Consider the following 25,128-nt stretch of genomic DNA (forward strand, 5'->3'; position numbering starts at 1 on the left):
ATTTTTCTTATTGCCGCTCCGGAAACAGGTTACTGCTTCCGGAGCTGCTTTTTTAGGCCATTCTGCAAAAACGGATATTTACTAAATAGTTACTACCTTTGCAGCATGCAAACGGAGAAGAAAGATATTAGGGCGCTTACAAAAGAGCAGTTGCGTGATTTTTTTGTAGCCAATGGCGATAAGGCATTCAGGGGTAACCAGGTATATGAGTGGCTGTGGAGTAAACATGCACATAGCTTTGAGGATATGACCAACGTTGCTAAAGGCACGAGGCAGATGCTCGAAGATAACTTTGTGATTAACCACATTCATGTAGACCAGATGCAGCGCAGTACCGATGGTACTGTTAAGAATGCTGTGCGGCTTCATGATGGCCTTGTTGTCGAATCGGTGCTTATCCCTACTGAAACCCGTACTACTGCCTGTGTTTCGAGTCAGGTAGGCTGCAGCCTTGATTGCAACTTTTGTGCTACTGCAAGGCTTAAGCGCATGCGTAACCTTAACCCTGATGAAATTTTTGACCAGGTTGCTGCCATAGACAGCGAAAGCCGTTTGTACCACAACAGGCCGCTTTCTAATATTGTATTCATGGGTATGGGCGAACCGCTTATGAACTATAATAATGTCCTCAAAGCAATCGAAAAGATAACTTCTCCTGAAGGTTTGGGAATGTCGCCAAAACGTATTACCGTTTCGACTTCGGGACTTCCTAAAATGATAAAAAAACTAGCTGACGATGAAGTGCGTTTCAAGCTGGCTGTATCGCTGCACTCTGCAATAGACGAGGTGCGTTCTAAGATCATGCCTTTTAGTGAGAACTTTCCACTGGCAGACCTTCGCGAGTCGCTGGAGTATTGGTACAGTAAGACCAAAAGCCGTGTGACTTATGAGTATGTTGTATGGAAAGGAATCAATGATAGAAAAATTGATATCGATGCGCTTGTAAAGTTTTGCAGATATGTTCCCTGCAAAGTGAACCTTATCGAATATAACCCTATTGATGATGGTGAATTCCAACAGGCCGATCCTGAGGTTATAGATGCCTACATCAGGGCGCTCGAAAGGAATGATATTGTTGCTAAAGTGCGCCGCAGCCGTGGTAAAGATATAGATGCTGCCTGTGGACAATTGGCAAACAAAAATGAAGCTGCTGTTTAACAGAAACTTTCTTAATTCTCCTTTGGGGGTTATAGTGCTTTTGTTATCTTTGATGCGCTATGAAGATAACAGAGCAGATTAAGCAGCCCATAATGCAGGAAATGGAACTTTTTGAAAAAAAGTTCCATGAGTCCATGTCTTCTAAAGTGGCACTGCTAAACCGAATCACCTATTATATCGTAAACCGTAAAGGGAAGCAGATGCGTCCTATGTTTGTATTCCTTACTGCCAAGATGGTAAGTGGAGGGGTGGTGAATGAACGTACCTATAGGGGAGCATCGGTAATTGAGCTTATTCACACTGCTACACTTGTGCATGACGATGTTGTGGACGACAGTAACAGGCGACGTGGCTTTTTTTCGATCAATGCTTTATGGAAAAATAAGATTGCGGTACTAGTTGGAGATTATCTTCTTTCCAAAGGATTGCTGTTATCGATAGATAATGGCGATTTCGATCTTTTAAGGATAATATCGGTAGCCGTTCGCGAAATGAGTGAAGGAGAGCTGCTTCAGATAGAGAAAGCCAGAAGGCTGGATATTACCGAAGATATATATTACGAGATCATACGCCAAAAGACGGCTACTCTTATCGCTGCCTGTTGCTCGCTTGGCGCCTGTTCTGTAGAGCCGGACAGTATTCATACTGAAAAGATGCGAAAATTTGGTGAGCTTATTGGTATGGCATTCCAGATTAAAGATGACCTTTTTGATTATACTGATGACGCTATTGGCAAACCTACCGGTATAGATATCAAGGAGCAAAAAATGACACTTCCTCTTATTTATGCTTTGAATAACAGTACTAAAGAAGAAAAAAAATGGGTGATTAATTCGGTTAAGAATCATAACAAAGATAAAAAGCGCGTAAAAGAAGTTATTGACTTCGTAAAGAAAAAGCAGGGGCTTACCTACGCTGAACAGCGCATGGCACAGTTTCGCGAAGAAGCACTTTTACTACTGTCAGATTATCCTGCATCTATCTACAAAGATGCATTGGTGTTGATGGTAAATTACGTTATTGAGAGAAAAATCTAAATTTCTATTGTGTTGTAGCTAAGTCTTTCCATACAACATTCTACTACTATCATTAATTACACCTATACATTGCCACAACAAAATCGTTGTAGGTTGGCTAAGCATGTTTTTTACTCTCAAGCATACATATCTTATTTTATTGGTTATTAGGTAAAAAATTATCTTAAAAAATACGAATTTCGTTTTTGTATAGTATTTGTATTGTCAATATTTTATTTCAGGATGCTCAATCTTTATAATTTTATCTGAAACCTATTAAAGACAAAACATTTATGAAAAAAATCTACTTTGCCCTGCTGTTGCCTTTGGCCTTTGCAGGGAGTGTTCAGGCTCAAGCTCCAGCTGCACCTGCACCGTTACCTACTGCACCTGCGGACGATGTTATATCTATGTTTAGTGGGGCATACACTAATGTTACCGTTAATACATGGCGTACCGACTGGTCTGGCGGTGCTCTTGAAGAAGTTAACATTGCCGGTGATGATGTGAAAAAATACACCGGTCTTGGCTATGTTGGTATTGAAACAGTGAATCCAAATCAGATTGATGCTACGGGTATGACGTATTTTAATCTTGATGTATGGTCGCCTAACTTTACAACAATACATATTAAGCTTGTTGACTTTGGAGCGGATAATGCTTTTAACGGAGGTGATGATGTTGAAGCGCAGGTAAGCTATCCCGGGCTAAGCCAAAATGCATGGCATACAATTAAAATTCCAATGTCAGCTTTTACGGCATTAGCTACTAAAGAGCATATATCTCAGTTGATATTATCCAGTGAAGGCAATGCTACGGTTTTTGTAGACAATGTCTATTTCAGCAACGAAGATACACCACCGCCTGCCGCACCAACTGGAGCTGCACCGGATCCAACTGTGGCTGCGGCCGATGTTATTTCGCTGTTTAGCGGTGTTTATACCAATGTTCCTGTTGATTCATGGCATACGGAATGGTCAGAAGCTACATTGGAGGAAGTTGAAATTGAAGGTAACGCAACTAAAAAGTACAGTAATCTGAGCTTTAACGGTGTGGAGACTGTAGGGGCAAATGCTCTGGATGTTACCGATATGACCTATTTTAACCTTAACGTCTGGTCATCTGACTTTACCCAATTCAGAATCAAAATTGTTGATTTTGGTGCTGATAACACATTTGGTGGCGGGGATGACAGCGAACATGAAATTACTTACGATGCTCCGGTTCAGGGACAGTGGATAAGCTATCATATACCAATGTCATCGTTTACAGGACTTACATCTAAAGGGCATATATCTCAGTTCATTTTTGCAAGTAACGGGACTTCTACTGTATATGTAGATAATGTGTATTTTAATTCAGAGATAATTGTTGTTAATGAACCACTGACTGCGGCACCCGACCCTATAGCTCCGGCAGATGAGGTAATCTCATTATTCAGCGGTGTGTATACAAACCAGACAGTGGAAAACTGGCATACAGACTGGTCTACAGGTTCTACAACCGATTTAGAGATTCAGGGTAATGCAACAAAAAAATACGGTGCATTAGGTTATGTAGGTACTGATATCGGTATCGATAACCAAATTGATATTTCAGATATGGGGTATCTGCATATGGACGTATGGTCTGCAGATTTTACAACATTTACAATCAAAATGGTAGACTTCGGTGCTAATGGCGTTTATAACGGTGCAGGCAGTGATGACTCTGAAGGAGTGTATATTATTACAGGCCCTGCGCAGGGAGAATGGGTGTCGCTTCATATTCCAATTTCAGGTTTCACAGGCCTTGCAGATAACGAGCATATCTCTCAGTTCGTATTTGTTAGCGAAGGAGGTGCTACTGTATATGCAGATAATATTTATTTCAGTGAAAATGCTGTAGCCGGACTTAATGAGATCGTTAAGAATAAATTTATCATGTATCCTAATCCTGCCAATGACATATTAACGTTACAGGCTGGTGCAACGATAGAAAAACTGTCTGTTTACAATATGCTTGGGCAGTTAGTGCTTGAAGCACAGCCTAAAAATGCTGACGTAACTACTATTAATGTAAGCCATCTGCAGTCAGGCACTTATATAGTGCATGCTACGGTTGATGGAGCTGTCAGTATTCAGAAATTCATCAGGAAATAGTTTTTAGTTTACAATAATTGAATTAAAGTCGCCCAATGGGCGACTTTTTTTTGGTTTATTTCAATCTGATAATCAGCGTGTTGTTTTATAATTCAAAAAAAAAATGAACTATTTTTACACTTCGATGCAACCATTTTTATGTGAGCCTCGTCTATGCTAATAGAAGTCGGTTAGTAATTGAGAAATGATAGCCGCCCAAACCAATCAACCAATAAGTTTTGAAAGTAATTGCCTTACATCAGGAAGAGAAAGATATCATTGCGCAGGCAGCGGATAACAACCGCCATGCGCAACAGCAGATCTACTCTAAACATGCGCCGAAGATGCTGAGCATCTGCAGGCAGTATGTGAAAGATGTGCACCAGGCGGAAGATATTATGATTACGGCTTTCATGAAGGTGTTTACAAACCTGAAGGCATTTGAGCATAAAGGAAGCTTTGAAGGATGGATACGCAGGATAATGGTAAACGAATGCATTTCTTACCTGAGAGTCCAGAAGAAAGTGAAATTCCTTGAAGATGAGTTTTATGTAGAGGATACCTTTAATAATATAGAGAGTCATTTTTCGGTAGAAGATATCCAAACACTGATAGATGGCTTGCCGGATGGCTACCGGATGGTGTTTAACCTTTATGCGATCGAAGGATTTAAACACCAGGAAATAGCAAAAATGCTGGGGATAAATGAAGGGACATCAAAATCGCAGTTGTCGCACGCAAGGAAGATGTTGAAGGATCAGATTAACAAATTAAAGAATTACGAAAATGGAACCGAATAAAATAGAAAAGGATTTTAAAGAGAAGCTGGAGCAAAGGACTATCCAGCCCTCCGGCATGGCCTGGGACAGGCTGGATGCGATGCTTTCGGTTGCTGAAAATAAAAAGCCTAAGAAAAGCAGGGCATGGATGTATATGGCAGCAGCTTTTTTAGTATTCCTTTTGGCTGGGGTATTGTTCCTAAATCAGGAAAAAGAAAATAACGGACTTGAGAATAACAATAGTGTCGTAACAACAGAACAACAACAGCCACAAACCGAAGTTGAAAATAATAAAATTGAAATTGCTCCAATAATGAATCAGGAAGCAGTAGCGATAAATCAAAATCCGTCTGATAAAAACAGAGGTACACATAATAAAATAAACAAACAACAGGTTGTTGATGCTACAGATGAAGGTGTACTAATAAATGCTCCATCTCCAAAGCCCGAAACACAGTTGATTATTACAAATGACGCTCAAAAGCTGCTTGCTACTGCGACACCCACCGAAACTGTTAAAAAGAGAACGGGCGTAAAAGTTGACCCCAATGCGCTATTGTCTGCAGCGGAAGAAGAACTTGACGACAGCTTTAAAGATAAAGTTCTTATAGGCGCAGTAAAAAACTTTAATGTAGTGCGTTCAGCAGTTGCAAACAGAAATTACGAATAAATCACCAATAACAAATAATTAAAACCATCAACATGAAAACAATAACTTTTTATGTGGCAGGATTGCTGTGCCTTCTTGTAACAAAAATGACAGCTCAGGAAAAAACACCTCAGACGTTTGAAGTGAGAGCTAAAGAAATAGCCAAGAATATTGAAACTATAACCAGGCAGCAAAAAGATTCGCTTAAGATAGAAGTTGAAGCGGTAAACGTTAAGCTTGAGAATAAAGAAATAACTGCCGACCAGGCAGAAGCACAAAAACAGCAGTATGCTGAAAAACGTGCCAAAAATATTGAAACCAAAGTTGCTGTGGAAGAGCAAAAGCTTGACCAGCTTGTAAAAGACAAGGTAGATGGTAAAGTTAAACCTGAACGAAAAAAATCACGATTCCAGATTATTATCGATGATAATGGGGAGAGAGACACTATAACGACAGGTGTTGTACGTTATGATTTTAAGAGAACGACTTCTCAGTTTGTATATGCATTGGGTGCTAACCGTGTAGTTGAGGATGGTAAGATCAATACGGATGACTTTAAAGACCGTTCAGATTTTTATGAAGTGGGTATTGCCTGGAATACTAGATTGTTTACAAACAATAACCTTCTGCATTTAAAATACGGACTGTCTTTGCAATATAACAACCTTAGGCCAAACAATGATAAGATGTTTGCTGTAGATGGCAACAAGACGATACTGGTAGATTCAGGTGTTGATGTGGACGTGGCACGCCTTCGTTATGTAAATCTTGTTATACCGATGCATCTTGAGTTTGATTTCACTCCCAAAAAAGTTGTGGGCGATAAGACATATTATCCAATACACAAAAGCTTCAGGGTTGGCCTTGGAGGGTATGCAGGGGTAAATGTGAAAGAAAAACAGATCTTAAAATATAACAATTCAGATGATAATGATGTGAAACAAAAAACAAAAGGAGACTTTAATGTAAATGACTTTGTTTATGGGTTGAGTGCTTACGTTGGTTACAGCGACATAAGTATCTATGCGAAGTATGACCTGCAGACTGTTTTCCAAAATAATGATATTGACCAAAATAATCTATCAATTGGTATACGATTTGATTTCAATTAAATACGAGGGTTAGTTTTGTATTTCGAAAGAAGGGTGCTGGCGTAAACGGCACCCTTTTTTATTTCAATTGCTTTTTTTGGGACACTGCAGGATCAAAATACAAGGATCATACTATTCTTAACATACAAAACTGCAAAATACCCACTATTGGGTATTTTTTTATGCCTTTAATCGCGGTAGTTTTGAAAAAGTTTTTAGGATTACTGTGAATGGTTAATCAAATGTCAGAACTGTCCAATTCTGGTGTTACCTAGACAGGATCAGTAATCATTAGATGTAGTGTATTTCTTTTTTTTTGGTAATGAAAAGCAGGCTTAGTAAGGGCCTGCTTTTTTATTTGGAGCTAATCTTTGTAACTTTGGCACTCATCAACTTTGCAACTAAGAAACCTTGATATCTAAAGCCAGTATTGATACCGTATTTGAAACCGCCCGTGTAGAGGAGGTAATAGGTGATTTCGTAAACTTAAAGAGGGCAGGAACCAATCTGAAAGGGTTGAGTCCGTTCAGTAATGAGAAGTCTCCGTCGTTTATGGTCTCACCGGTTAAGCAGATATGGAAAGATTTTAGTTCGGGAAAAGGAGGGAATTCAGTCGCGTTCCTTATGGAGCACGAACATTTTACCTATCCCGAGGCCATTCGGTATCTGGCAAAGAAATATAACATAGAACTCGAAGAAACAGAACAGACTGAGCAGGACAAGGAACAGGCTAACGAAAAAGAAAGCATGTACCTGGTTTCTGAGTTTGCGCAGAAATACTTTCACAATACCTTATTTAATTCTGACGAAGGCCAGGCCATAGGCTACTCTTATTTTAAAGAACGTGGCTTTACCGGCGATACCATCAAAAAATTCGGACTGGGCTATTCTCCTGAAGAATGGGATGCCTTTACCAAAGAAGCTTTAGGGAAGGCTTATAAGCTCGAATTTCTTGATAAGACAGGTCTTACCATAACAAGGGAGGACGGCAGGCATATAGACCGTTTCCGCGGGCGTGTTATGTTTCCTATACAGAGTATGTCGGGGCGTGTGCTTGGTTTCGGTGGAAGGATACTCGGCAATGATAAAAAAGCTGCCAAATACCTGAATTCACCCGAAAGCGATATTTACCACAAGAGCAAAGTACTGTACGGTATTTATCACGCCAAACAAGCCATAGCCAAACAGGATAATTGTTATTTAGTAGAAGGTTATACCGATGTGATACAATTCCATCAGGCAGGTATTGAGAATACAGTAGCATCTTCGGGAACTGCATTGACTCCGGACCAGATAAGGCTCATCAACAGGCTTACAAAAAACATAACGGTTCTTTTTGACGGAGATGCAGCCGGATTAAGAGCATCCATCCGTGGTATAGACCTCATCCTTGAAGAGGGGATGAACGTAAAAGTCTGCACTTTTCCCGACGGAGAAGATCCTGACAGCTTTGCAAAAAAGACACCTCACGATGAGCTGTTGGCTTACCTTAATAATAATTCTAAAGACTTTATACAGTTCAAGGCGGGACTTCTTATGGACGAAGCCAAGAACGATCCGGTAAAGAAAGCGGGATTGATCAGGGATATGGTTACCAGTATCTCAAAGATCCCGGACAGGATTCAGCGTGAGATCTACATACAGGAATGTGCCCGTATTATGGATATCTCTGAACAGGTGCTTTCGAGTACGCTGGCGCAGCTGGTACAGAAGGATGTTGCCGATGCAGGAAAGAAAATGAAAGAAGAGCAACGTGAGAGCGTAATGAAGCCTGTGTATGAAGATGAGCTGGGTATGCCAAACCAGACAAGGATAAATATACTTGATACTCTGGAGCGTAAAATAGTAGAGATATTACTGCTTTACGGAAATACAGAGCAGGAGTTTCAGGACGTGTATATTAAATATGATGAATTTGGTAAGGAATACGAAGAGACAGAGAATAAAACATACAAAGTATATGAGCGTGTGTACCTGAATCTTCAGGAAGATGAGATAGAATTTACCAATCCTGCTTTTAAAGATCTTTATAAGGGTATAATGGATTATTACCTGGCTAACCAGGAAATGGTGATAGAGACTTTCCTGAATACCCTTCATCCCGAATTGCAGCATGTAGCGACGGATATATATATGCAGGATGAGAAATATTACCTGCACGAATGGGAAGAAAAAAAACAGATACCGGTAAAAGAAAAAATAGTCACAGTTGCCAACTATACTAATGAACATATTGTAGACCTTCGCTGGCTGCTGTTAGGAAGGCTTATACAGGATCTGAAAATGCAGGTAAGCCCTGAAGCTGATAACATGGAGATATTAATGGCTGTAAACGATTATAATACGCTGGTAAATTATCTTTCAAGAAAAATGAGCAGGATAAGGAGCCAGTTCTATTAAAATTCTCAAAATAGTATATAAAACAAAACGCCCTGGTAGTAAGCAGGGCGTTTTTATTTGGTTGGGTGGGGTATTGGCAAAACAATACCGTCACTTATGCGTTATAGTAAGTGTAATGTTGTTTTCCGTGGATGATTTTTTACGATTAAACAATGTCTAACGTTTTTGCTTTGTTAACAAGGTCTACAAGATTTGTAACGTGTAGTTTTGTTAGCAGGCGCAATTTGTAAGTACTGATTGTTTTTTCGTTAAGGTCAAGCAATTTTGCAATTTCCTTATTTTTCTTGCCTTCACTAAGGTAGCGTAATACCTCAATTTCCCTTGAAGACAATTTTCTGTATAAACGCTCGGATTTTTTTCCTTTGTTTAACAGGGCAAGGTTTTTCTTTACAGCTTCGCTGAATACGACTTCGCCTTCATTTACTTTTTTAATGGCATTTTCAAGCTCTTCCATTTTTGCACTTTTATGCACATAGGCCGAAACTCCTGCCTTTAACGCATTGGGCGCATAAATCTGTTCTGCAAGGTTGGTGAATATAATCACCTTGGTGTCAGGAAACTCCTTTACCAGTGATTTAACTGAGCTGATGCTGGTCAATCCTTCCAGTTCCAGGTCAATCACAGCAACATCTACTGATTTTTTGCCCAGAGTATCTAAAAGGCTGTCCAGGTTGTTTACCACACCTGCAAAGCTGATTTGCGGATTATCGCTGAAATACGATTTCATGCCGTAGTGCACTACGGGGTGATTGTCCGCGAGGCATAGTTTGATCATAATTGTTAGATTTTGGGGTTTAGACTATAGTAAATTTAATAATTTAATTCTTAAAGAATTGTGAATGAAGGAATTTTATTTCAATTCCTGGGGTATTTCACAAACAGGTATCGCCTTCATCTTGTGTTGGTTAATGGTATTCAGTCGTTTATAAATTCCAAAAACTTCTTTTTGCCTTCCGCTAAAGTCGTTATGATCTTTTCCGTTTTCGAGCTGTTCCATTGCCCATTCAAGTTCGTCATAGCTTGCACCAAGCTGGTCTTCGTCGCTTCGGTCATCACCAAAAAGCCCATCTGTGGGTTTGGCTGTAATTATGGTATTGGTTACCTTCAGATATTTTGCAAGTTCCCTTACTTCAGACTTTAAAAGGTCGGCAATGGGGCTTATATCAACTCCGCCATCGCCATATTTAGTAAAGAAACCTACGCCAAAATCTTCTATTTTATTTCCGGTGCCGGCTACCAGGGCACTGTGTAATCCTGCAAAATAATATAAAGTGGTCATTCTTAACCTGGCTCTTGTGTTGGCAAGCGTCAGGTTTAATATATACGGATTTTCGCTTGACGGTACCTGTTGTTTGAAAATTTCAAATACAGGGGTTAGATCAGCCCTTTCTGAAGAAACGTTGTCAAAATGCTCTTTCAGGTTCTTAATATGTTCCTGTGCACGGCTAACATGGCTTTGTGCCTGGTGTATTGGCATTTCTATACAAAGAGTAGGTAGTCCCGTCTGTGCGCAAAGTGTAGATGTAAGTGCTGAATCGATTCCGCCCGATATCCCTACAACAAAACCCTTAACTCCTGCGTTTTGTGCATAGTGGCTAAGCCATTTTACAATATGTTCGTTTATCGCTTCTGCCTGAAAAGAGGACTTGATGGGCATAATTATTCGTTATTAAATGAGTGCGTCGTATATTTGCGATAAAATTATAAAAACCTTAATAAGAAATTACTAATAAAAATACAAAAAATGAAGAAATGTATCCTTGCCCTTGCGCTTTTGGTGCTTTTTGCGGCCTGTAAGAAGGAAAGCGAGGCAGAACAGAAGATTGCTGCGATACCTGTGCCAGACGTAAAGATAGAACGCTTTGATAAAGATTTTTTCGCGAAAGGGCCGCAAGGACTGATTGAGCTAAAGCAAAAATACCCGTATCTTTTTCCGGAAGGGAATGGTGATGGAGTATGGATCAATAAAATGCAGGATCCTTTTATGCTGAAGCTTAAAGCCGAAGTTGATAAAAAATTTGCCAATCTTGATGCTCTTGAAGATAATGTTGGTGCATTCCTTCAGCATATTAAATATTATTATCCTCAGCTGCCTACACCTAAAGTGGTAACTCTTGTAAGCGATGATACCGATATTAAAGCGGTGTATAGCCCTCAGGTTATATTAATACCATTAAGTCTTTATCTTGGTAAAGATAATTACCTGTATGAAGGGCTTAACAAGTACGAGATCCAGCAATATGAGCCTGCGCAGATCATGCCTGACCTGGCATCGTCTTTCATGTATGGGAAAATTGCTCCTCCACGTGACAGGCAATTACTTTCCTTAATGATATACTGGGGTAAAGAGCTTTACATGAAAGACCTGCTTATTCCGGATACTCCTGCAAATGAAAGAATAGGTTATACTGCCGAACAGCTTGCGTGGGCAGAAGCGAATGAAACGGAGATATGGCGTTATTTTGTGGATAAGAAACTGTTGTATGATTCTGACCCTAAGCTGCCCGCGCGTTTTATAAATCCTGCGCCATTTTCTAAATTCTACCTTGAGCTTGATAATGAGTCGCCGGGAAGGATAGGACAGTGGATGGGCTGGCAGATCGTAAAAGCGTATGCTGAAAATAATAAAAACGTACCTTTGCAGGATCTTTTGGCAATGGACGCCAAAACAATTTTTGATAATTCTAAATACAAACCCAAGAAGTAATGTCTGATAAACCCCTAACGTCTGAAATAAAAATACTAGTTGAGTTAGATGATAACCGTGTTCCTGAAAAACTGTTCTGGACTGCCCGTGATGGCGGTGTTGAGAAAGAAGAGTCTAAAGCAGTAATGCTTTCGGTATGGGACAGCAATGCTCAGGAAAGCATGCGTATCGATCTTTGGACAAAAGACATGCCCGTTGATGAGATGAAGGTGTTTTATCATCAGACGCTTGTATCCATGGCCGATACCTTTGAACGTGCTACAGGTGACAAAAAAATGAGTGAGACCATGAAAGATTTCTGTGACTATTTTGCTGAAAAGCTGGAGATAGGAAAGAAATAATCTGAATTGATATTGTAAAAAAAGCGGCTTTAAAATTTTAAAGCCGCTTTTTTATTTATCGAATTTACTGCTTCATCTTATCGTGAGAGTACTGCAGGAATATATTGTAATTAGCTCGGAGCAGGTCGGTTTTAACAGCCTGGCTGTACAGGCTGTCGTTAAGTCCTTCGAGTGATTTCAGATCGATGAACTCAAATTTATAGTGTGATAGTTTTTCAATCTCATTTCTGCTGTCACTGATGAGGTTTTTCTTGTCAGGTCCTTTTGTTTCGTCAATTTGAGCGACTGTTCTGTCTACTATGGTTTTTATCTTTTTGATGCTGTCAAAACTAGGGAATAGCCCCAGTTTAGGGTTTTCGGAGATATAGCCGCTTATAAACTGTTCGTAGTCATTAAGGTTGGTCTGGTAAAAATGCTCCGACTCCTTATACTGGTCAAACAGTAATTTTTCAGCATTGTTGCTTTTGCTTTCTTTTTGGCAGGATATAAGTATCAATAATCCAAAAAGTACAGAAAATGGTTTTAGTACTTGTGACATAAAAATGATCTATAAAAATCCCTGATTGTCAAAAATTCCCTGGTTCACCTCGTCGATATAGCTAAGTACAATATCGCGGCCGGTACCCTCGGTAGATGATGTTACAAAATGCTGTGGCATCTCTTCCCAGTTATTGGCAAGAAGTGCTTTGCGGTACGCAGCAATATGCTGGTCAACTTTTCCACGGCTGATCTTGTCGGCTTTTGTAAAGACTATGCAAAAAGGAACTTCTATGGTTCCAAGGTAATTGATGAATTCAATATCTATCTTTTGGGCTTCAAGGCGAATGTCGATAAGTACGAATGCACAAACGAGCTGTTCGCGTTTCTCAAAATATTCGGTAATGAATGACTGGAATGTCTGTTTTGTCGATTTAGATACACGGGCATAACCATAGCCGGGCAAATCGACAAGAAACCAGTTCTCATTTATCTTAAAGTGGTTGATCAGTTGTGTCTTGCCCGGCCTGCCTGAAGTTTTGGCAAGGCTGTTGCGTCCTGTAAGCATATTTATCAGTGATGACTTACCCACATTACTCCTGCCGATAAAAGCATATTCCGGAAGCGGTTCTTTAGGACATTTGCTAACGTCTGAATTACTTATTATAAATTCGGCAGTATTAATTTTCATATCTTCTTATTTTACTGCAAAGTTAGTGTAAATATTTTTAGCCACGAATTACACCAACCAGCGCTAATTTCGCATGATATTTGAATTTGTGGCATTAATGAGATTTATGGCAGTAAAATTATTGCCACTATTTACCACCGTGAATAAAAAAACCACGAATTGCTGTAGTTCGTGGTTTTTATGGTAATTGGCGAATGCCGTAAATTATTCTTCTGTCAAAAGGTGGTGTGCTGTGTCAAGCTTTTTAAGCCATTCGTGCATCAGGCGGTTAAATTCGTCAGGATGCTCCATCATTGCAGCGTGTCCGCATTTGTCTATCCAGCAAAGCGCAGAGTTTGGCAGCAACTGGTGAAACTCTTCGGCTACTTCAGGAGGTGTAACGTTGTCATTCTTACCCCAGATGATGCAGGTAGGAACATGCATCTTCGGTAAATCCTTAGCCATGTTGTGGCGTATGGCGCTTTTAGCAATGGTAAGGGTTTTAATAAGTTTAATCCTGTCGTTTGCCATCGCATATACCTCGTCTACAATTTCTTTGGTAGCGATAGCGGGATTGAAAAATACAGCTTCGGCTTTTTTCTGGATGTATTCATAATCGCCTCGGCGTGGGTAACTGTCGCCCATAGCACTTTCATATAATCCTGAGCTGCCGGTAATGATAAGGCCAAGCATTTTTTCAGGATACATTTTGGTGTGGTAAAGGGCGATATGGCCTCCAAGGGAGTTGCCAAGTAATATAACCCTGTCAAAACCTTTATAGGTTATAAAGTCTTTTACCCAACGGGCAAAGGCCTTTACATTAGTTTTCAGGATGCTTTGTGTGTAAATAGGAAGTTCCGGAATGACTATTTTATAGCCTTGTTGAGGAAAATAGTTTGCTACGCCGTCAAAGTTGCTTAGGCCGCCCATAAGACCATGTAGTATGATGATAGGGGTTCCTTCGCCGGCTTCATAATAAGTGTATTTGCCTTCTTTTTTTGTATTCTGCATGTTTTGGTCTGAACAAATTCTGTTATCGCAAATATATAATAATATGCCTTACAATGAATTTTACAGTAAGATATTTGGGTTATTTTTTAACCTTTGTGCGCTTTTCAGGATGATTTTTAGTGTGATTCCCTTAACTCATTAAGCCTCAGTTTTGAGGGTTATTAACAATTTAATGCTGTTTTCCATTTTTTCTATTCTGAATGTTAAGATGTCTTAAAAAATTATCAATTTTCCATCATTTTTTTGAAAGCCCTTTAGATTCTCTAAAATTATCATTTTGGTGAATGTAAGAGTTTTTTTTCAGGTGGGAGTAAAAGTGCAAAACTTATTAACAAAGTGGTAGGAAGTGGTAGAGAGTGGTAAAATATAGCTATATTTGCTTTGTAATCTCTATAATCATAACTGCTTGAATACCATTATCGGAACATATGAATGTAAGGTGGATTCGAAGGGAAGGCTGATGCTGCCTGCTCCTTTGAAGAAGCAATTGCATGCCGGTCTGGAAGATGGATTCGTGCTGAAACGCTCGGTTTTTCAGCCTTGTCTGGAATTGTATCCGATGGCAGAATGGAATAAGATGATGCAAAAAATCAACAAGCTTAACCGCTTCGTAAAAAAGAACAATGATTTCATCAGGAGGTTTACTGCCGGGGTGAAGGTGATTGAGATTGATGCGACGGGCAGGCTGCTTATACCAAAAGATCTTTTTGTGTTTGCTGAGATGGATAAGGACGTTGTGCTTTCATCTGCAGTGAATATTGTGGAGATATGGGATAAGGATAAATACGAGAAGTCTATTGATGATTCGGTGGTTGATTTTGCGGATCTGGCAGAAGAGGTAATGGGTAACTTAAATGACGACGAAGATGGAATATCATAATCCGGTTTTACTGAAAGAAACGGTTGATGGCCTAAATATAAAGCCGGACGGAATATATGTGGATGTAACTTTTGGTGGCGGAGGCCATTCAAGGGAGATAGTGAAGAGGCTGGGGCCAAACGGCAGATTGTTTGGTTTTGACCAGGATGAAGATGCGCAGGCGAATATAATTGACGATGAGCGTTTTGTTTTGATACCTGAGAATTTCAGGTTCATAAAAAGGTTTCTTCGTTTTCATGGCGTGAAGCAGGTGGATGGCATATTGGCTGACCTTGGTGTTTCTTCGCATCAGTTCGATGTGCCGGAACGTGGTTTTTCTACCCGTTTTGAGGCTGAGCTGGATATGAGGATGAGTAAAAAGAATGAGCTGAATGCTTTTGTGGTGATAAACGACTATGATGAGGCTGATATTAAAAGAGTTCTTTTTGATTATGGCGAGTTGAAGAATGGTGGTGCTATGGCGCATGTGATAGTGGAAGCCAGAAATATTGAGCCAATAAAAAACTCTGAACAGCTTAAAAAAGTGTTGTCAAGGTTTCTTCCGGGGCATAAAAGCAATAAGATACTCGCGCAGATCTATCAGGCGATACGTATCGAAGTGAATCAGGAGATGGATGTTCTTAAAGAATTTTTAGAGCAGTCGCTGGAGATTCTAAACGTAGGTGGAAGGCTTAGTGTGATATCTTATCATTCGCTTGAAGACAGGTTGGTAAAGCGCTTTATGCGAAACGGAATGTTTGAAGGTGAGCCGGAACGCGATATGTTTGGCAATTTTGAGGTTCCTTTTAAAAGTATAGAAAAGCTGATAATTCCTACTGATGAGGAAATTGCGGTAAACAACAGGGCGAGAAGTGCAAAATTAAGAGTAGCAGAAAAGAAATAAGCATATATGAAAGGCGGGGTTATAAATCTGTTAAGGGCAAAATATCTTATAGACGAAGGGTCTATGAAGAACTGGCGCTTTATAGTGTTCCTTGTTTTTGTTTGTATGCTGATGATTGCTAATACTCATAACTACGAACAGAAAAATTACCGGATAAAAGAGCTGGAAACGGAAGTGAAAGAGTATCGTTCGCAATTTGTAGATGTTCGTTCGGAGCTTATGGAGCTCAAAATGGAGTCAACAATATCGAAGAAGATGGAAGAGCGACAGATATTTCCTGCGTCGGTACCGCCGAAAAAGATTAAGGTAATTAAGGAAGAAGAAAAAGGATTTTTTGAAAGCTTATGGCAATAGATAACGATAAAAAAATGTCGTACAGGATGTACCTGGTAGCCTTCGCAATTTTTGTGATGGCTATACTTATTTCTATAAAGTTGGTAAACATACAGTGGGTTGAGGGTGATTATTACCGTAAACTGGCTAAAGATCGTACGGTTAAGGATTTTACCATCCCTGCAAACAGAGGTAATGTGTACTCGGCAGATGGCAGCCTTTTGGCTACATCGATCCCGAATTATAATATACGCTTTGATGCGCTGGCCCCTAATAAGGAGGACTTTAATAAATACCTCGAGCCGTTGGCAGATTCGTTGTCAGTTATGTTGGGTAAGCCATCTGAAGATTATTACAGCGAACTGAAAAGGGCGAGAGCTAAAAAGAACCGATATTTTCTTGTTGCCCGCGATTTGAGTTTTACGGAATATCTGCGTATAAAAAGCTTTCCGCTATTCAATCTTGGTGCTTTTAAAGGGGGTGTGATCACGGAACAAAGAACGATACGTGAGCATCCGATAGGAAAGATTGCCGAACGTACCATTGGTTACGAAAGAATTGATCACAAAGGAGAAAATCTTGAGGTGGGTATTGAAGGAGCATTCGCAAAATACCTGAACGGTAAAGACGGCAGGCACCTGATGCAGAAAATCGCGAAGAACCAATGGAAGCCTATTAGCGACAATAACGAAGTAGAGCCGATTGATGGTTATGATATAGTGTCTACCATTGATGTGTATATACAGGATATTGCACACCATGCATTGCTGAAACAGCTTGAATATTATGAGGCTGATCATGGTTGTGTAGTGGTGATGGAAACCAAAACGGGTTATGTTAAGGCGATATCTAACCTTGGGCGCCATGAGAACGGGTCATATTATGAGACCATAAACTATGCAGTAGGTGAATCGCAGGAACCGGGATCTACATTTAAGCTTGCGGGACTTATCGCATTGCTGGAAGATAAAAAAGTAGATACGAGCAAAGTGTATGACTGTCAGGGTGGGATAATAAAATATTCTAACCGTAAAGTAGAGGATTCTAAAAAGGGCGGTTACGGAAAAGTATCGCTGGCAAGAGGATTTGAACTTTCGTCGAATACTGTACTGGTTCAGGCGGTATATGAGAATTATAAAGATAATCCGCAGGAATTTGTAGATCACCTGAATGCTTTTGGATTGAATAAAAAGCTTGGAGTTTCGATAAAAGGCGAAGGGAAGCCAAGGATCCCACAGCCGCAGGAAAAAAGCTGGTCTAAGATTTCGCTGCCATGGATGGGCTTTGGTTATGGGGTATCCATGACACCACTGCAGACACTTGCATTGTATAATGCTGTTGCGAATAACGGTGAATTGGTAAGGCCATTGTTTGTTCAGGAGATAAAAGAGTGGGACAGGACAATCAAGAAATTTGATAAAGAGGTTATCAATCCTAAGATATGCTCTCAGGAAACCATAAATAAGGTAAAGGCTGTAATGGAGAATGTTGTGAAGAAAGGTACAGGGTCAAAACTGTACTCGCCTAATTTCTCCATGGCCGGTAAAACCGGAACGGCTCAGGTTAATTATGGCGGGGGTAAAGGAGATGGTATGTATTATGCATCATCATTTGCGGGATATTTCCCGGCTGATAAGCCTCAGTATTCATGTATAGTCATAATCCATAAACCGAAAGTAAATAAAGGTTATTATGGAGCCGATGTCTCAGGTCCGGTATTTAAAAGGATTGCACAAAAGATATTTACCGATGTGCCTTCGACCAATAAGGTGAAGAAGCTTGATAAGGCTATCAAAGAACAGGAGCAGTTATATGCTTCTTACTATGACAAAGAAGCAAAAGTAAAAGAAAATGTTATTCCGAATATAGTGGGTATGAGCGGTATGGATGCCGTGGCACTATTGGGTAATATGGGGCTAAAAGTACAGGTAATAGGAGTTGGAAAAGTAAAAAAACAATCCCTTAGGCCTGGTGAAGTGGTGTTTAAGAATCAAACCATAATATTGGAATTATCGTGATGGTGTTAAGAGACATATTATACAGGGCATCGATAGAAGCGGTAAAAGGCGCTACAGATATTGATATCAATAAGATTGAGTTTGATTCGCGCCTTGTGACCACAGGCGATGTGTTTGTGGCTATCCGTGGAACGGTAAGTGACGGACACGCTTTTATTCAAAAGGCTATCAGCCTCGGTGCTGTTGCTATTGTTTGTGAAACCATGCCTGAAGCTACGGTTGAAGGCATTACCTATATTGAGGCTAAAAGTGCAAGTGCTGCGCTGGCACACATGGCAGCCAATTATTATGGCAACCCTTCGCACAATGTAAGGCTGGTGGGTATTACAGGTACTAATGGCAAGACTACTATTGCTTCGCTATTGTACCAGTTATTCAGGAATGCGGGTTACAAAACGGGACTTTTGAGTACCGTAAAGATAATGGTTGATGATAAAGAATATAAAGCAACACATACTACTCCTGATTCACTTACCATAAACAGGTACCTGAAGGAGATGGAAGAAATAGGTTGCGAATATTGTTTTATGGAGGTGAGTTCACACGGAATCCATCAGAACAGGACCGCCGGGCTTGAGTTTGCAGGAGGTGTGTTTACTAATCTTTCTCATGATCACCTGGATTATCACAGCTCTTTTGCTGAGTACAGGGATGTGAAGAAACGATTCTTCGATGAGCTTCCTAAAGGTTCATTCGGGCTTGTGAATGTAGATGATAAGAACGGCCTGGTTATGCTTCAGAATACAAAAGCAAAAAAGCTTACGTATGCCCTGAAAACCTACGCCGACTATAAAGCGCAGATATTGGAGAACCAGCTTTCGGGCTTGTTGCTGAAGGTTAATGATCAGGAAGTTTGGGTTAAGCTGATAGGTACTTTTAATGCTTATAACCTGCTTGCTATTTATGCTGTTGCGGTTAACCTGGGTCTTGAAGACCAGGAAGTGCTGAGACTGATGAGCGAACTTGAAAGCGTATCGGGAAGGTTCCAGTTTATTGTGAGCGATACAAAAATCACGGCAATCGTTGATTATGCCCATACTCCGGATGCCTTAGAGAATGTTCTTAGCACGATAGAGAACATCCGTACAAGAAACGAACAGCTGATTACGGTTGTAGGTTGTGGTGGCGACAGGGATACTACCAAACGCCCTGTTATGGCGCATATCGCATCGAGTATGAGTGACAAGGCGATATTTACTTCGGATAACCCGAGAAGTGAAGTACCGGAGGAGATTATTGAGGATATGGAAAAAGGCGTAGAGCCCCAGAACTATAAAAAAACGCTTTCGATTGTTGACAGGAAGCAAGCAATAAAGGTGGCATGCCAGCTGGCAAAGCCAAATGATATTATACTCATTGCCGGAAAAGGGCATGAGACTTACCAGGAAATTAAAGGGGAGCGATTTCACTTTGATGATATGGAAACAGTAAAAGAGATTTTAGCACAATTAAACAAATAGGGGAGATATGCTGTATTATTTATTTGAATATTTAGACAAACAGTTAGATATACCGGGCACGGGAGTGTTTCAGTATATAACTTTCCGTTCAGGGTTGGCGATCATATTGTCGCTGCTGATCTCTACGGTTTTTGGTAAAAAGATCATTAATTTCCTGAGAAAACAGCAGGTTGGTGAAACTGTTCGTGAGCTAGGCCTTGAAGGACAATCACAAAAAGCAGGTACTCCTACCATGGGTGGTCTTATCATCATTATCTCTACGCTTATCCCGGTAATATTACTGGCAAAACTGGATAATATTTATGTGATGCTTCTTATTATCACCACTCTGTGGATGGGAACCATCGGTTTTATAGATGATTATATCAAGATATTCAAAAAAGACAAGGAAGGATTAAAAGGTAAATTTAAAGTAGTGGGACAGGTAGGTCTTGGGCTTATTGTAGGTTATATACTGTATTTCCACCCTTCGGTAACCGTAAGGACCGATACAGGAAAAATGAACATCTATAGTGCCGAGAGTGTGAATGTGATCTCTCAGGGTGGTCTTGAAGAGAAATCTACTGCGACTACAATTCCGTTCTTTAAAAATAATGAGTTTGATTATGCCGAATTGCTTTCATGGGCCGGAGACGGGTACCAGGATTATGCATGGCTGATCTTTATTCCGATAGTGATATTCATTATCACTGCGGTATCTAACGGAGCCAACCTTACCGATGGTATTGATGGCCTCGCAGCCGGAACATCGGCGATTTCGGTACTTGCGCTGGGTATTTTTGCTTTTGTGTCGGGTAACATCATCTTTTCGAATTACCTGAATATTATGTATATCCCTAATTCAGGAGAAATGACGGTGTATATAGCCGCATTCGTTGGGTCACTGATAGGTTTCCTCTGGTATAATACCTATCCCGCAACAGTATTTATGGGTGATACAGGAAGTTTGACCATAGGGGGTATTATCGCGGTATTGGCTATTGCAGTTAGAAAAGAACTGTTAATACCGGTACTGTGCGGAATCTTCCTTGCAGAGAATCTTTCGGTAGTGCTACAGGTTGGGTATTTTAAATTTACCAAGAAAAAATATGGAGAAGGCAGGAGGATATTCCTGATGTCGCCACTCCACCACCACTATCAGAAAAAAGGCTACCATGAGAGTAAGATCGTAACACGTTTCTGGATTGTGGCCATACTGTTGGCAATATTCTCACTTGTATCCTTAAAACTAAGATAGCCTATGAGACTAGTTGTACTTGGGGGAGGGGAAAGCGGTGTTGGTACTGCCATCCTTGCAAAGAAAAAGGGGTATGATGTTTTTATCTCCGATTTTGGAAAGATAAAAGAAAATTACAAAGAAGTTCTTGCACTTAATAAACTGGACTGGGAGGAAGAAAAGCATACAGAAGAGCTTATACTCAATGCTGATGTGGTAATGAAAAGTCCGGGCATACCTGATAAGTCGCCTATAGTAAAAGCGATTATTAAAAAAGGTATTCCGATTATATCTGAAATTGAATTTGCTTACCAGTTCCTTGATGTAGACACGATAGGAATCACGGGAAGCAACGGGAAGACGACTACGACCATGCTGACGCACCATTTGCTGAAACAGGGTTCGCTGAATGTAGGCCTTGCCGGAAACATAGGTAAAAGCTTTGCCTGGCAGATAGCCGAAAATAAGCACGAGGGATATGTATTGGAACTGAGCAGTTTTCAGTTGGATGGGGTTGAGAAATACCGGCCGCATATAGCTGTAATAACCAATATAAGTCCGGATCACCTCGATCGCTATGAGTACAAATATGAATTGTACATAGCAGCAAAGTTCAGGATTACGATGAATCAGACAGAAGATGATTTTCTGATATATGATGCAGATGATGAAGCAATTTCAAAATGGCTGGAAAACAACACGATTAAAGCACAAAAAATTCCGTTCTCGCTGACAAAAGAAGTTGAAAACGGAGTATACTTAAAAGACGATACTATTATCAGTAATATAAATAAAGACGAATTTACCATGTCAACCAACGAACTGTCATTAGAAGGAAAGCACAATGTTAAGAATGCCATGGCAGCGACTGCAGTTGCTCAGCTAATGCGCATAAGGAAAGAAACAATAAGAGAGAGTCTTTCTAATTTTCAGGGTGTTGAACACCGTCTGGAAAGCGTGCTGAAAATTCAAAACGTACAGTATGTTAACGACAGTAAAGCAACAAACATCAACTCTACGTTTTATGCTCTTGACAGCATGAAGACACCTACGGTATGGATTGTAGGAGGTGTTGATAAAGGAAATGACTACAGCGAGCTGATGTCTTTGGTAAGGGAAAAAGTGAAAGCGATAATATGTCTTGGTGTTGATAACAGGAAAATTATTGATGCTTTTGATAATGTTGTTGATGTTATGATTGAAACAACAAGCATGCAGGAAGCTGTAAAAGTAGCGCAAAAACTTGCCGAAAAAGGTGATACAGTGTTATTATCGCCTGCTTGTGCGAGCTTTGACCTGTTTGAAAGTTACGAAGACCGTGGAAAGCAATTTAAAAATGCTGTCCAGAACTTATAATATTTAAATGAAGGCTTCCGATGTCGGACTTCCGACATCGGACAAAAAATAAAACAATGAAAGAATTAATCAATAACCTGAAAGGAGATAAAGGCATCTGGTCATTCGTGATGTTGCTTGCGCTTATCTCATTCATGCCGGTTTTCAGCGCAAGTACTAATCTTGTGTATGTTATTGGTAAGGGATCTACTATTGGTTACCTGATTAAGCATTTGGTTCATATTTTCATTGGTTTCGGACTTATTTATTTCGTTCACAAAGTGCCTTATCATTATTACAAAGGCATTTCGCAGATAGCACTGCCTATTGTAGCATTGCTATTGATATATACGTTCTTTCAGGGTACGGTCATCGACGGTGCCAATGCAAGCCGTTGGATAAAAGTACCTTTTATTGGTGTTACATTCCAGACATCTTCATTAGCCTCTATAGTGCTTATGGTTTATGTGGCACGTTACCTTGCTAAAATGGATGGTAAAGAGATTACGTTTAAAGCGTCGCTGTTTGAGTTATGGGTTCCTGTATTTGCCATACTGGCATTGATACTTCCGGCCAACTTTTCTACCGCGGCACTTATCTTTTCGATGGTAAGCATGCTCGTATTTGTTGGCAGGTATCCGTTGCGTTATTTGGCCACCATAATTGGAGCCGGTGTGTTGTTTCTCTTGTTATTTGTTGGTTTCGCGATGAAGTTTCCCGATGCAATGCCAAACAGGGTTGATACCTGGATGAACCGTTTGGAGCGATTTACATCGGATGAGCCAAATGAAGATGATTACCAGATTGAAAAGGCTAAGATAGCAATCGCATCAGGACAGATATATGGACTAGGTCCCGGAAAGAGTGTACAGAAGAACTTCCTGCCACAATCATCTTCGGATTTTATCTTTGCTATCATCGTTGAAGAATATGGAATTGTTGGTGGGGTAGGTGTACTGTTTCTTTATCTTATGTTGTTCTTCAGGTTTTTGGTTACGGCACATAAAGCAAAATCGCTTTTTGGAAAACTACTGATTGTGGGTCTTGGATTTCCGATAATATTCCAGGCGCTGATCAATATGGGTGTAGCTGTGGAGCTATTGCCTGTAACCGGACAGACATTGCCGCTTATCAGTAGTGGTGGTAGTTCGGTATGGATGACATGTATCTCGATAGGTATAATTATCAGCGTGACCAAAAAAGAAGAAGAGATAGCGCAGGAGATTGCAGAAAAAGAAGAGCGCGAAGCGACATTGCAGCGCATGATAGACGAGCATATACTAAGGGAACAGCAGGAAGAAGAAGCTAATGCATTGGCGGATGCCGAAGGCGGTAGACAACCGTCGCAGCCTGCAGCCTTCTCTATAGAAGACAGGAGTAAAAACCCAATGAGCGCTGTGTTCGGGAAATAAGATTTGAGATAATAGACATTAGATAATAGATTGGAAAAGAAAAAATTCATATTAAGCGGTGGTGGTACTGGCGGACATATTTACCCGGCAATTGCTATTGCCAATGAATTAAAAGAAAGATTTCCGGATAGCGAGATACTTTTTGTGGGTGCCAATGATAAGATGGAAATGCAAAAAGTACCGCAGGCAGGTTATAAGATCATTGGCTTGTGGATAGCAGGAATTCAGCGAAAGCTGACGTTTGATAATGCAATGTTTCCAATAAAGCTTATGAGCAGCCTGGTAAAATCCCGCGGAATCATAAGAGACTTTAAGCCGGATGCAGTTATAGGTACGGGAGGTTTTGCAAGTGGGCCGCTGTTAAGGGCTGCTGCCGGAATGGGAGTGCCAACGGTAATTCAGGAACAGAATTCTTATCCCGGTATAACTAACAAATGGCTGTCAAAAAAGGCAAAGAAGATATGTGTAGCTTATGATAACCTTGAACGCTTTTTTCCTGCTGAGAAAATTGTGTTTACGGGGAATCCGGTTCGCAGCGATATATTGAATGTTGACGGAAACAGGAAAGAGGCGATTGAGCGCTTTGAACTCGACCCGAATAAAAAAACCTTATTGGTATTGGGCGGCAGCCTTGGTTCAAGAAGGATAAACCAACTGATAGCAAAAGAGCTTACATGGCTGCTGGCGCAAAATGTACAGGTAATATGGCAGTGTGGTAAATTCTATTTTGAAGAATACCAGCACTACGGAGACAAGGGGAATGTAAAAGTTTTGTCGTTCATAGACAGGATGGACCTGGTATATGCTGCGGCAGATGTGGTGGTATCACGCTCAGGGGCATCATCGGTATCAGAGCTTTGCCTTGTTGGGAAACCGGTAATCTTTATTCCGTCACCTAATGTAGCCGAAGACCACCAGACTAAAAACGCACAAGCTATTGTTGATAAGGAAGGTGCTCTATTGTTAAAAGAGGCACAGCTGGATACACAGTTTCAGCCGGTATTCTCTGATTTGATAGCTAACGAAGAGAAACAACTGAAGTTAGGAGAGAACATAAAGAAGCTGGCAAAAGCAAATGCCACTAAAGATATAGTTGAAGAGATTGTGAAACTGATTAAATAAGGTACTGAGCAGCTTAGGGACTTAGGTTCTTAGGTCGAGGTGCTGAAAAA

The 25,128-nt window shown here is 40.4% G+C and carries 23 protein-coding genes; 18 read left to right on the plus strand and 5 right to left on the minus strand.

Annotated features, from left to right (window positions below):
- The first annotated feature begins 105 nt into the window (after window positions 1-105).
- The 7 genes from rlmN to dnaG all read left to right on the plus strand — a co-directional run bounded on the left by rlmN (window position 106) and on the right by dnaG (window position 9,213).
- Window positions 106-1,158, plus strand: coding sequence for a 23S rRNA (adenine(2503)-C(2))-methyltransferase RlmN (rlmN, locus tag ACX0HA_RS08420; protein WP_458844824.1), 1,053 nt, complete (start codon window positions 106-108; stop codon window positions 1,156-1,158).
- Between the two features lie 59 nt (window positions 1,159-1,217).
- Window positions 1,218-2,195: a polyprenyl synthetase family protein gene (locus tag ACX0HA_RS08425; protein ID WP_458844825.1), complete on the plus strand. Its 978-nt coding sequence runs from the start codon at window positions 1,218-1,220 to the stop codon at window positions 2,193-2,195.
- Between the two features lie 272 nt (window positions 2,196-2,467).
- Window positions 2,468-4,315, plus strand: coding sequence for a T9SS type A sorting domain-containing protein (locus tag ACX0HA_RS08430; protein ID WP_458844826.1), 1,848 nt, complete (start codon window positions 2,468-2,470; stop codon window positions 4,313-4,315).
- 218 nt (window positions 4,316-4,533) lie between these two features.
- Window positions 4,534-5,094 (plus strand): RNA polymerase sigma factor, encoded by a 561-nt coding sequence (locus tag ACX0HA_RS08435; RefSeq protein WP_458844827.1) that lies wholly within the window; start codon window positions 4,534-4,536, stop codon window positions 5,092-5,094.
- Complete coding sequence (locus ACX0HA_RS08440; protein WP_458844828.1) at window positions 5,081-5,743, plus strand: hypothetical protein; 663 nt, start codon at window positions 5,081-5,083, stop codon at window positions 5,741-5,743. The genes ACX0HA_RS08435 and ACX0HA_RS08440 overlap by 14 nt, the downstream gene beginning before the upstream one ends.
- A gap of 32 nt (window positions 5,744-5,775) precedes the next feature.
- Window positions 5,776-6,834, plus strand: a complete 1,059-nt coding sequence (locus ACX0HA_RS08445; protein WP_458844829.1) for a hypothetical protein — start codon at window positions 5,776-5,778, stop codon at window positions 6,832-6,834.
- 390 nt (window positions 6,835-7,224) lie between these two features.
- A complete protein-coding gene (dnaG, locus tag ACX0HA_RS08450) occupies window positions 7,225-9,213 on the plus strand; it encodes a DNA primase (protein WP_458844830.1) in 1,989 nt (662 codons plus the stop codon).
- Window positions 9,214-9,358: 145 nt separating this feature from the next.
- On the opposite strand, the gene ACX0HA_RS08455 is transcribed toward dnaG, so the two are convergent.
- Complete coding sequence (locus ACX0HA_RS08455) at window positions 9,359-9,988, minus strand: LuxR C-terminal-related transcriptional regulator (protein WP_458844831.1); 630 nt, start codon at window positions 9,986-9,988, stop codon at window positions 9,359-9,361.
- A 75-nt stretch (window positions 9,989-10,063) separates the two neighbouring features.
- A complete protein-coding gene (gene nadE / locus ACX0HA_RS08460) occupies window positions 10,064-10,870 on the minus strand; it encodes an NAD(+) synthase (protein ID WP_458844832.1) in 807 nt (268 codons plus the stop codon).
- Window positions 10,871-10,957: 87 nt separating this feature from the next.
- Here nadE and gldB point away from each other — a divergent pair, with 87 nt between their 5' ends.
- Entirely contained in the window at window positions 10,958-11,920 is a 963-nt protein-coding gene (gldB, locus tag ACX0HA_RS08465; RefSeq protein ID WP_458844833.1) for a gliding motility lipoprotein GldB, read from the plus strand.
- Entirely contained in the window at window positions 11,920-12,261 is a 342-nt protein-coding gene (gene gldC, locus ACX0HA_RS08470; protein WP_458844834.1) for a gliding motility protein GldC, read from the plus strand. The genes gldB and gldC overlap by 1 nt, the downstream gene beginning before the upstream one ends.
- Window positions 12,262-12,325: 64 nt before the next feature.
- On the opposite strand, the gene ACX0HA_RS08475 is transcribed toward gldC, so the two are convergent.
- The 3 genes from ACX0HA_RS08475 to ACX0HA_RS08485 all read right to left on the minus strand — a co-directional run bounded on the left by ACX0HA_RS08475 (window position 12,326) and on the right by ACX0HA_RS08485 (window position 14,419).
- Complete coding sequence (locus tag ACX0HA_RS08475; RefSeq protein ID WP_458844835.1) at window positions 12,326-12,799, minus strand: hypothetical protein; 474 nt, start codon at window positions 12,797-12,799, stop codon at window positions 12,326-12,328.
- A 9-nt stretch (window positions 12,800-12,808) separates the two neighbouring features.
- Entirely contained in the window at window positions 12,809-13,429 is a 621-nt protein-coding gene (yihA, locus tag ACX0HA_RS08480; protein WP_458844836.1) for a ribosome biogenesis GTP-binding protein YihA/YsxC, read from the minus strand.
- Between the two features lie 204 nt (window positions 13,430-13,633).
- Window positions 13,634-14,419, minus strand: a complete 786-nt coding sequence (locus ACX0HA_RS08485) for an alpha/beta fold hydrolase (protein WP_458844837.1) — start codon at window positions 14,417-14,419, stop codon at window positions 13,634-13,636.
- 406 nt (window positions 14,420-14,825) lie between these two features.
- On the opposite strand from ACX0HA_RS08485, the gene mraZ reads away from it, so the two are divergent.
- From mraZ to murG, 9 genes are read left to right on the plus strand one after another with little or no spacing between them, the layout of a single operon-like run.
- Window positions 14,826-15,299: a division/cell wall cluster transcriptional repressor MraZ gene (mraZ, locus tag ACX0HA_RS08490; protein ID WP_114758564.1), complete on the plus strand. Its 474-nt coding sequence runs from the start codon at window positions 14,826-14,828 to the stop codon at window positions 15,297-15,299.
- Window positions 15,274-16,182: a 16S rRNA (cytosine(1402)-N(4))-methyltransferase RsmH gene (rsmH, locus tag ACX0HA_RS08495; protein WP_458844838.1), complete on the plus strand. Its 909-nt coding sequence runs from the start codon at window positions 15,274-15,276 to the stop codon at window positions 16,180-16,182. Before mraZ ends, rsmH begins: the two co-directional genes overlap by 26 nt.
- A 6-nt stretch (window positions 16,183-16,188) precedes the next feature.
- Window positions 16,189-16,536, plus strand: coding sequence for an FtsL-like putative cell division protein (locus ACX0HA_RS08500; protein WP_458844839.1), 348 nt, complete (start codon window positions 16,189-16,191; stop codon window positions 16,534-16,536).
- Window positions 16,527-18,533: a penicillin-binding protein gene (locus ACX0HA_RS08505; RefSeq protein WP_458844840.1), complete on the plus strand. Its 2,007-nt coding sequence runs from the start codon at window positions 16,527-16,529 to the stop codon at window positions 18,531-18,533. Before ACX0HA_RS08500 ends, ACX0HA_RS08505 begins: the two co-directional genes overlap by 10 nt.
- Window positions 18,530-19,993: a UDP-N-acetylmuramoyl-L-alanyl-D-glutamate--2,6-diaminopimelate ligase gene (locus tag ACX0HA_RS08510; protein ID WP_458844841.1), complete on the plus strand. Its 1,464-nt coding sequence runs from the start codon at window positions 18,530-18,532 to the stop codon at window positions 19,991-19,993. The genes ACX0HA_RS08505 and ACX0HA_RS08510 overlap by 4 nt, the downstream gene beginning before the upstream one ends.
- Before the next feature lie 7 nt (window positions 19,994-20,000).
- A complete protein-coding gene (gene mraY, locus ACX0HA_RS08515; RefSeq protein WP_458844842.1) occupies window positions 20,001-21,230 on the plus strand; it encodes a phospho-N-acetylmuramoyl-pentapeptide-transferase in 1,230 nt (409 codons plus the stop codon).
- 3 nt (window positions 21,231-21,233) lie between these two features.
- Window positions 21,234-22,565: a UDP-N-acetylmuramoyl-L-alanine--D-glutamate ligase gene (gene murD / locus ACX0HA_RS08520; protein ID WP_458844843.1), complete on the plus strand. Its 1,332-nt coding sequence runs from the start codon at window positions 21,234-21,236 to the stop codon at window positions 22,563-22,565.
- A 56-nt stretch (window positions 22,566-22,621) separates the two neighbouring features.
- On the plus strand, window positions 22,622-23,956 hold the full coding sequence (locus ACX0HA_RS08525; RefSeq protein WP_458844844.1) for an FtsW/RodA/SpoVE family cell cycle protein: 1,335 nt from the start codon (window positions 22,622-22,624) through the stop codon (window positions 23,954-23,956).
- A 30-nt stretch (window positions 23,957-23,986) separates the two neighbouring features.
- The gene (gene murG / locus ACX0HA_RS08530) at window positions 23,987-25,078 is read left to right on the plus strand and encodes an undecaprenyldiphospho-muramoylpentapeptide beta-N-acetylglucosaminyltransferase (RefSeq protein ID WP_458844845.1); all 1,092 of its coding nucleotides are present in this window, start codon (window positions 23,987-23,989) and stop codon (window positions 25,076-25,078) included.
- Window positions 25,079-25,128: the final 50 nt, after the last annotated feature.

It is taken from the genome of Flavobacterium hauense, from assembly GCF_054457175.1.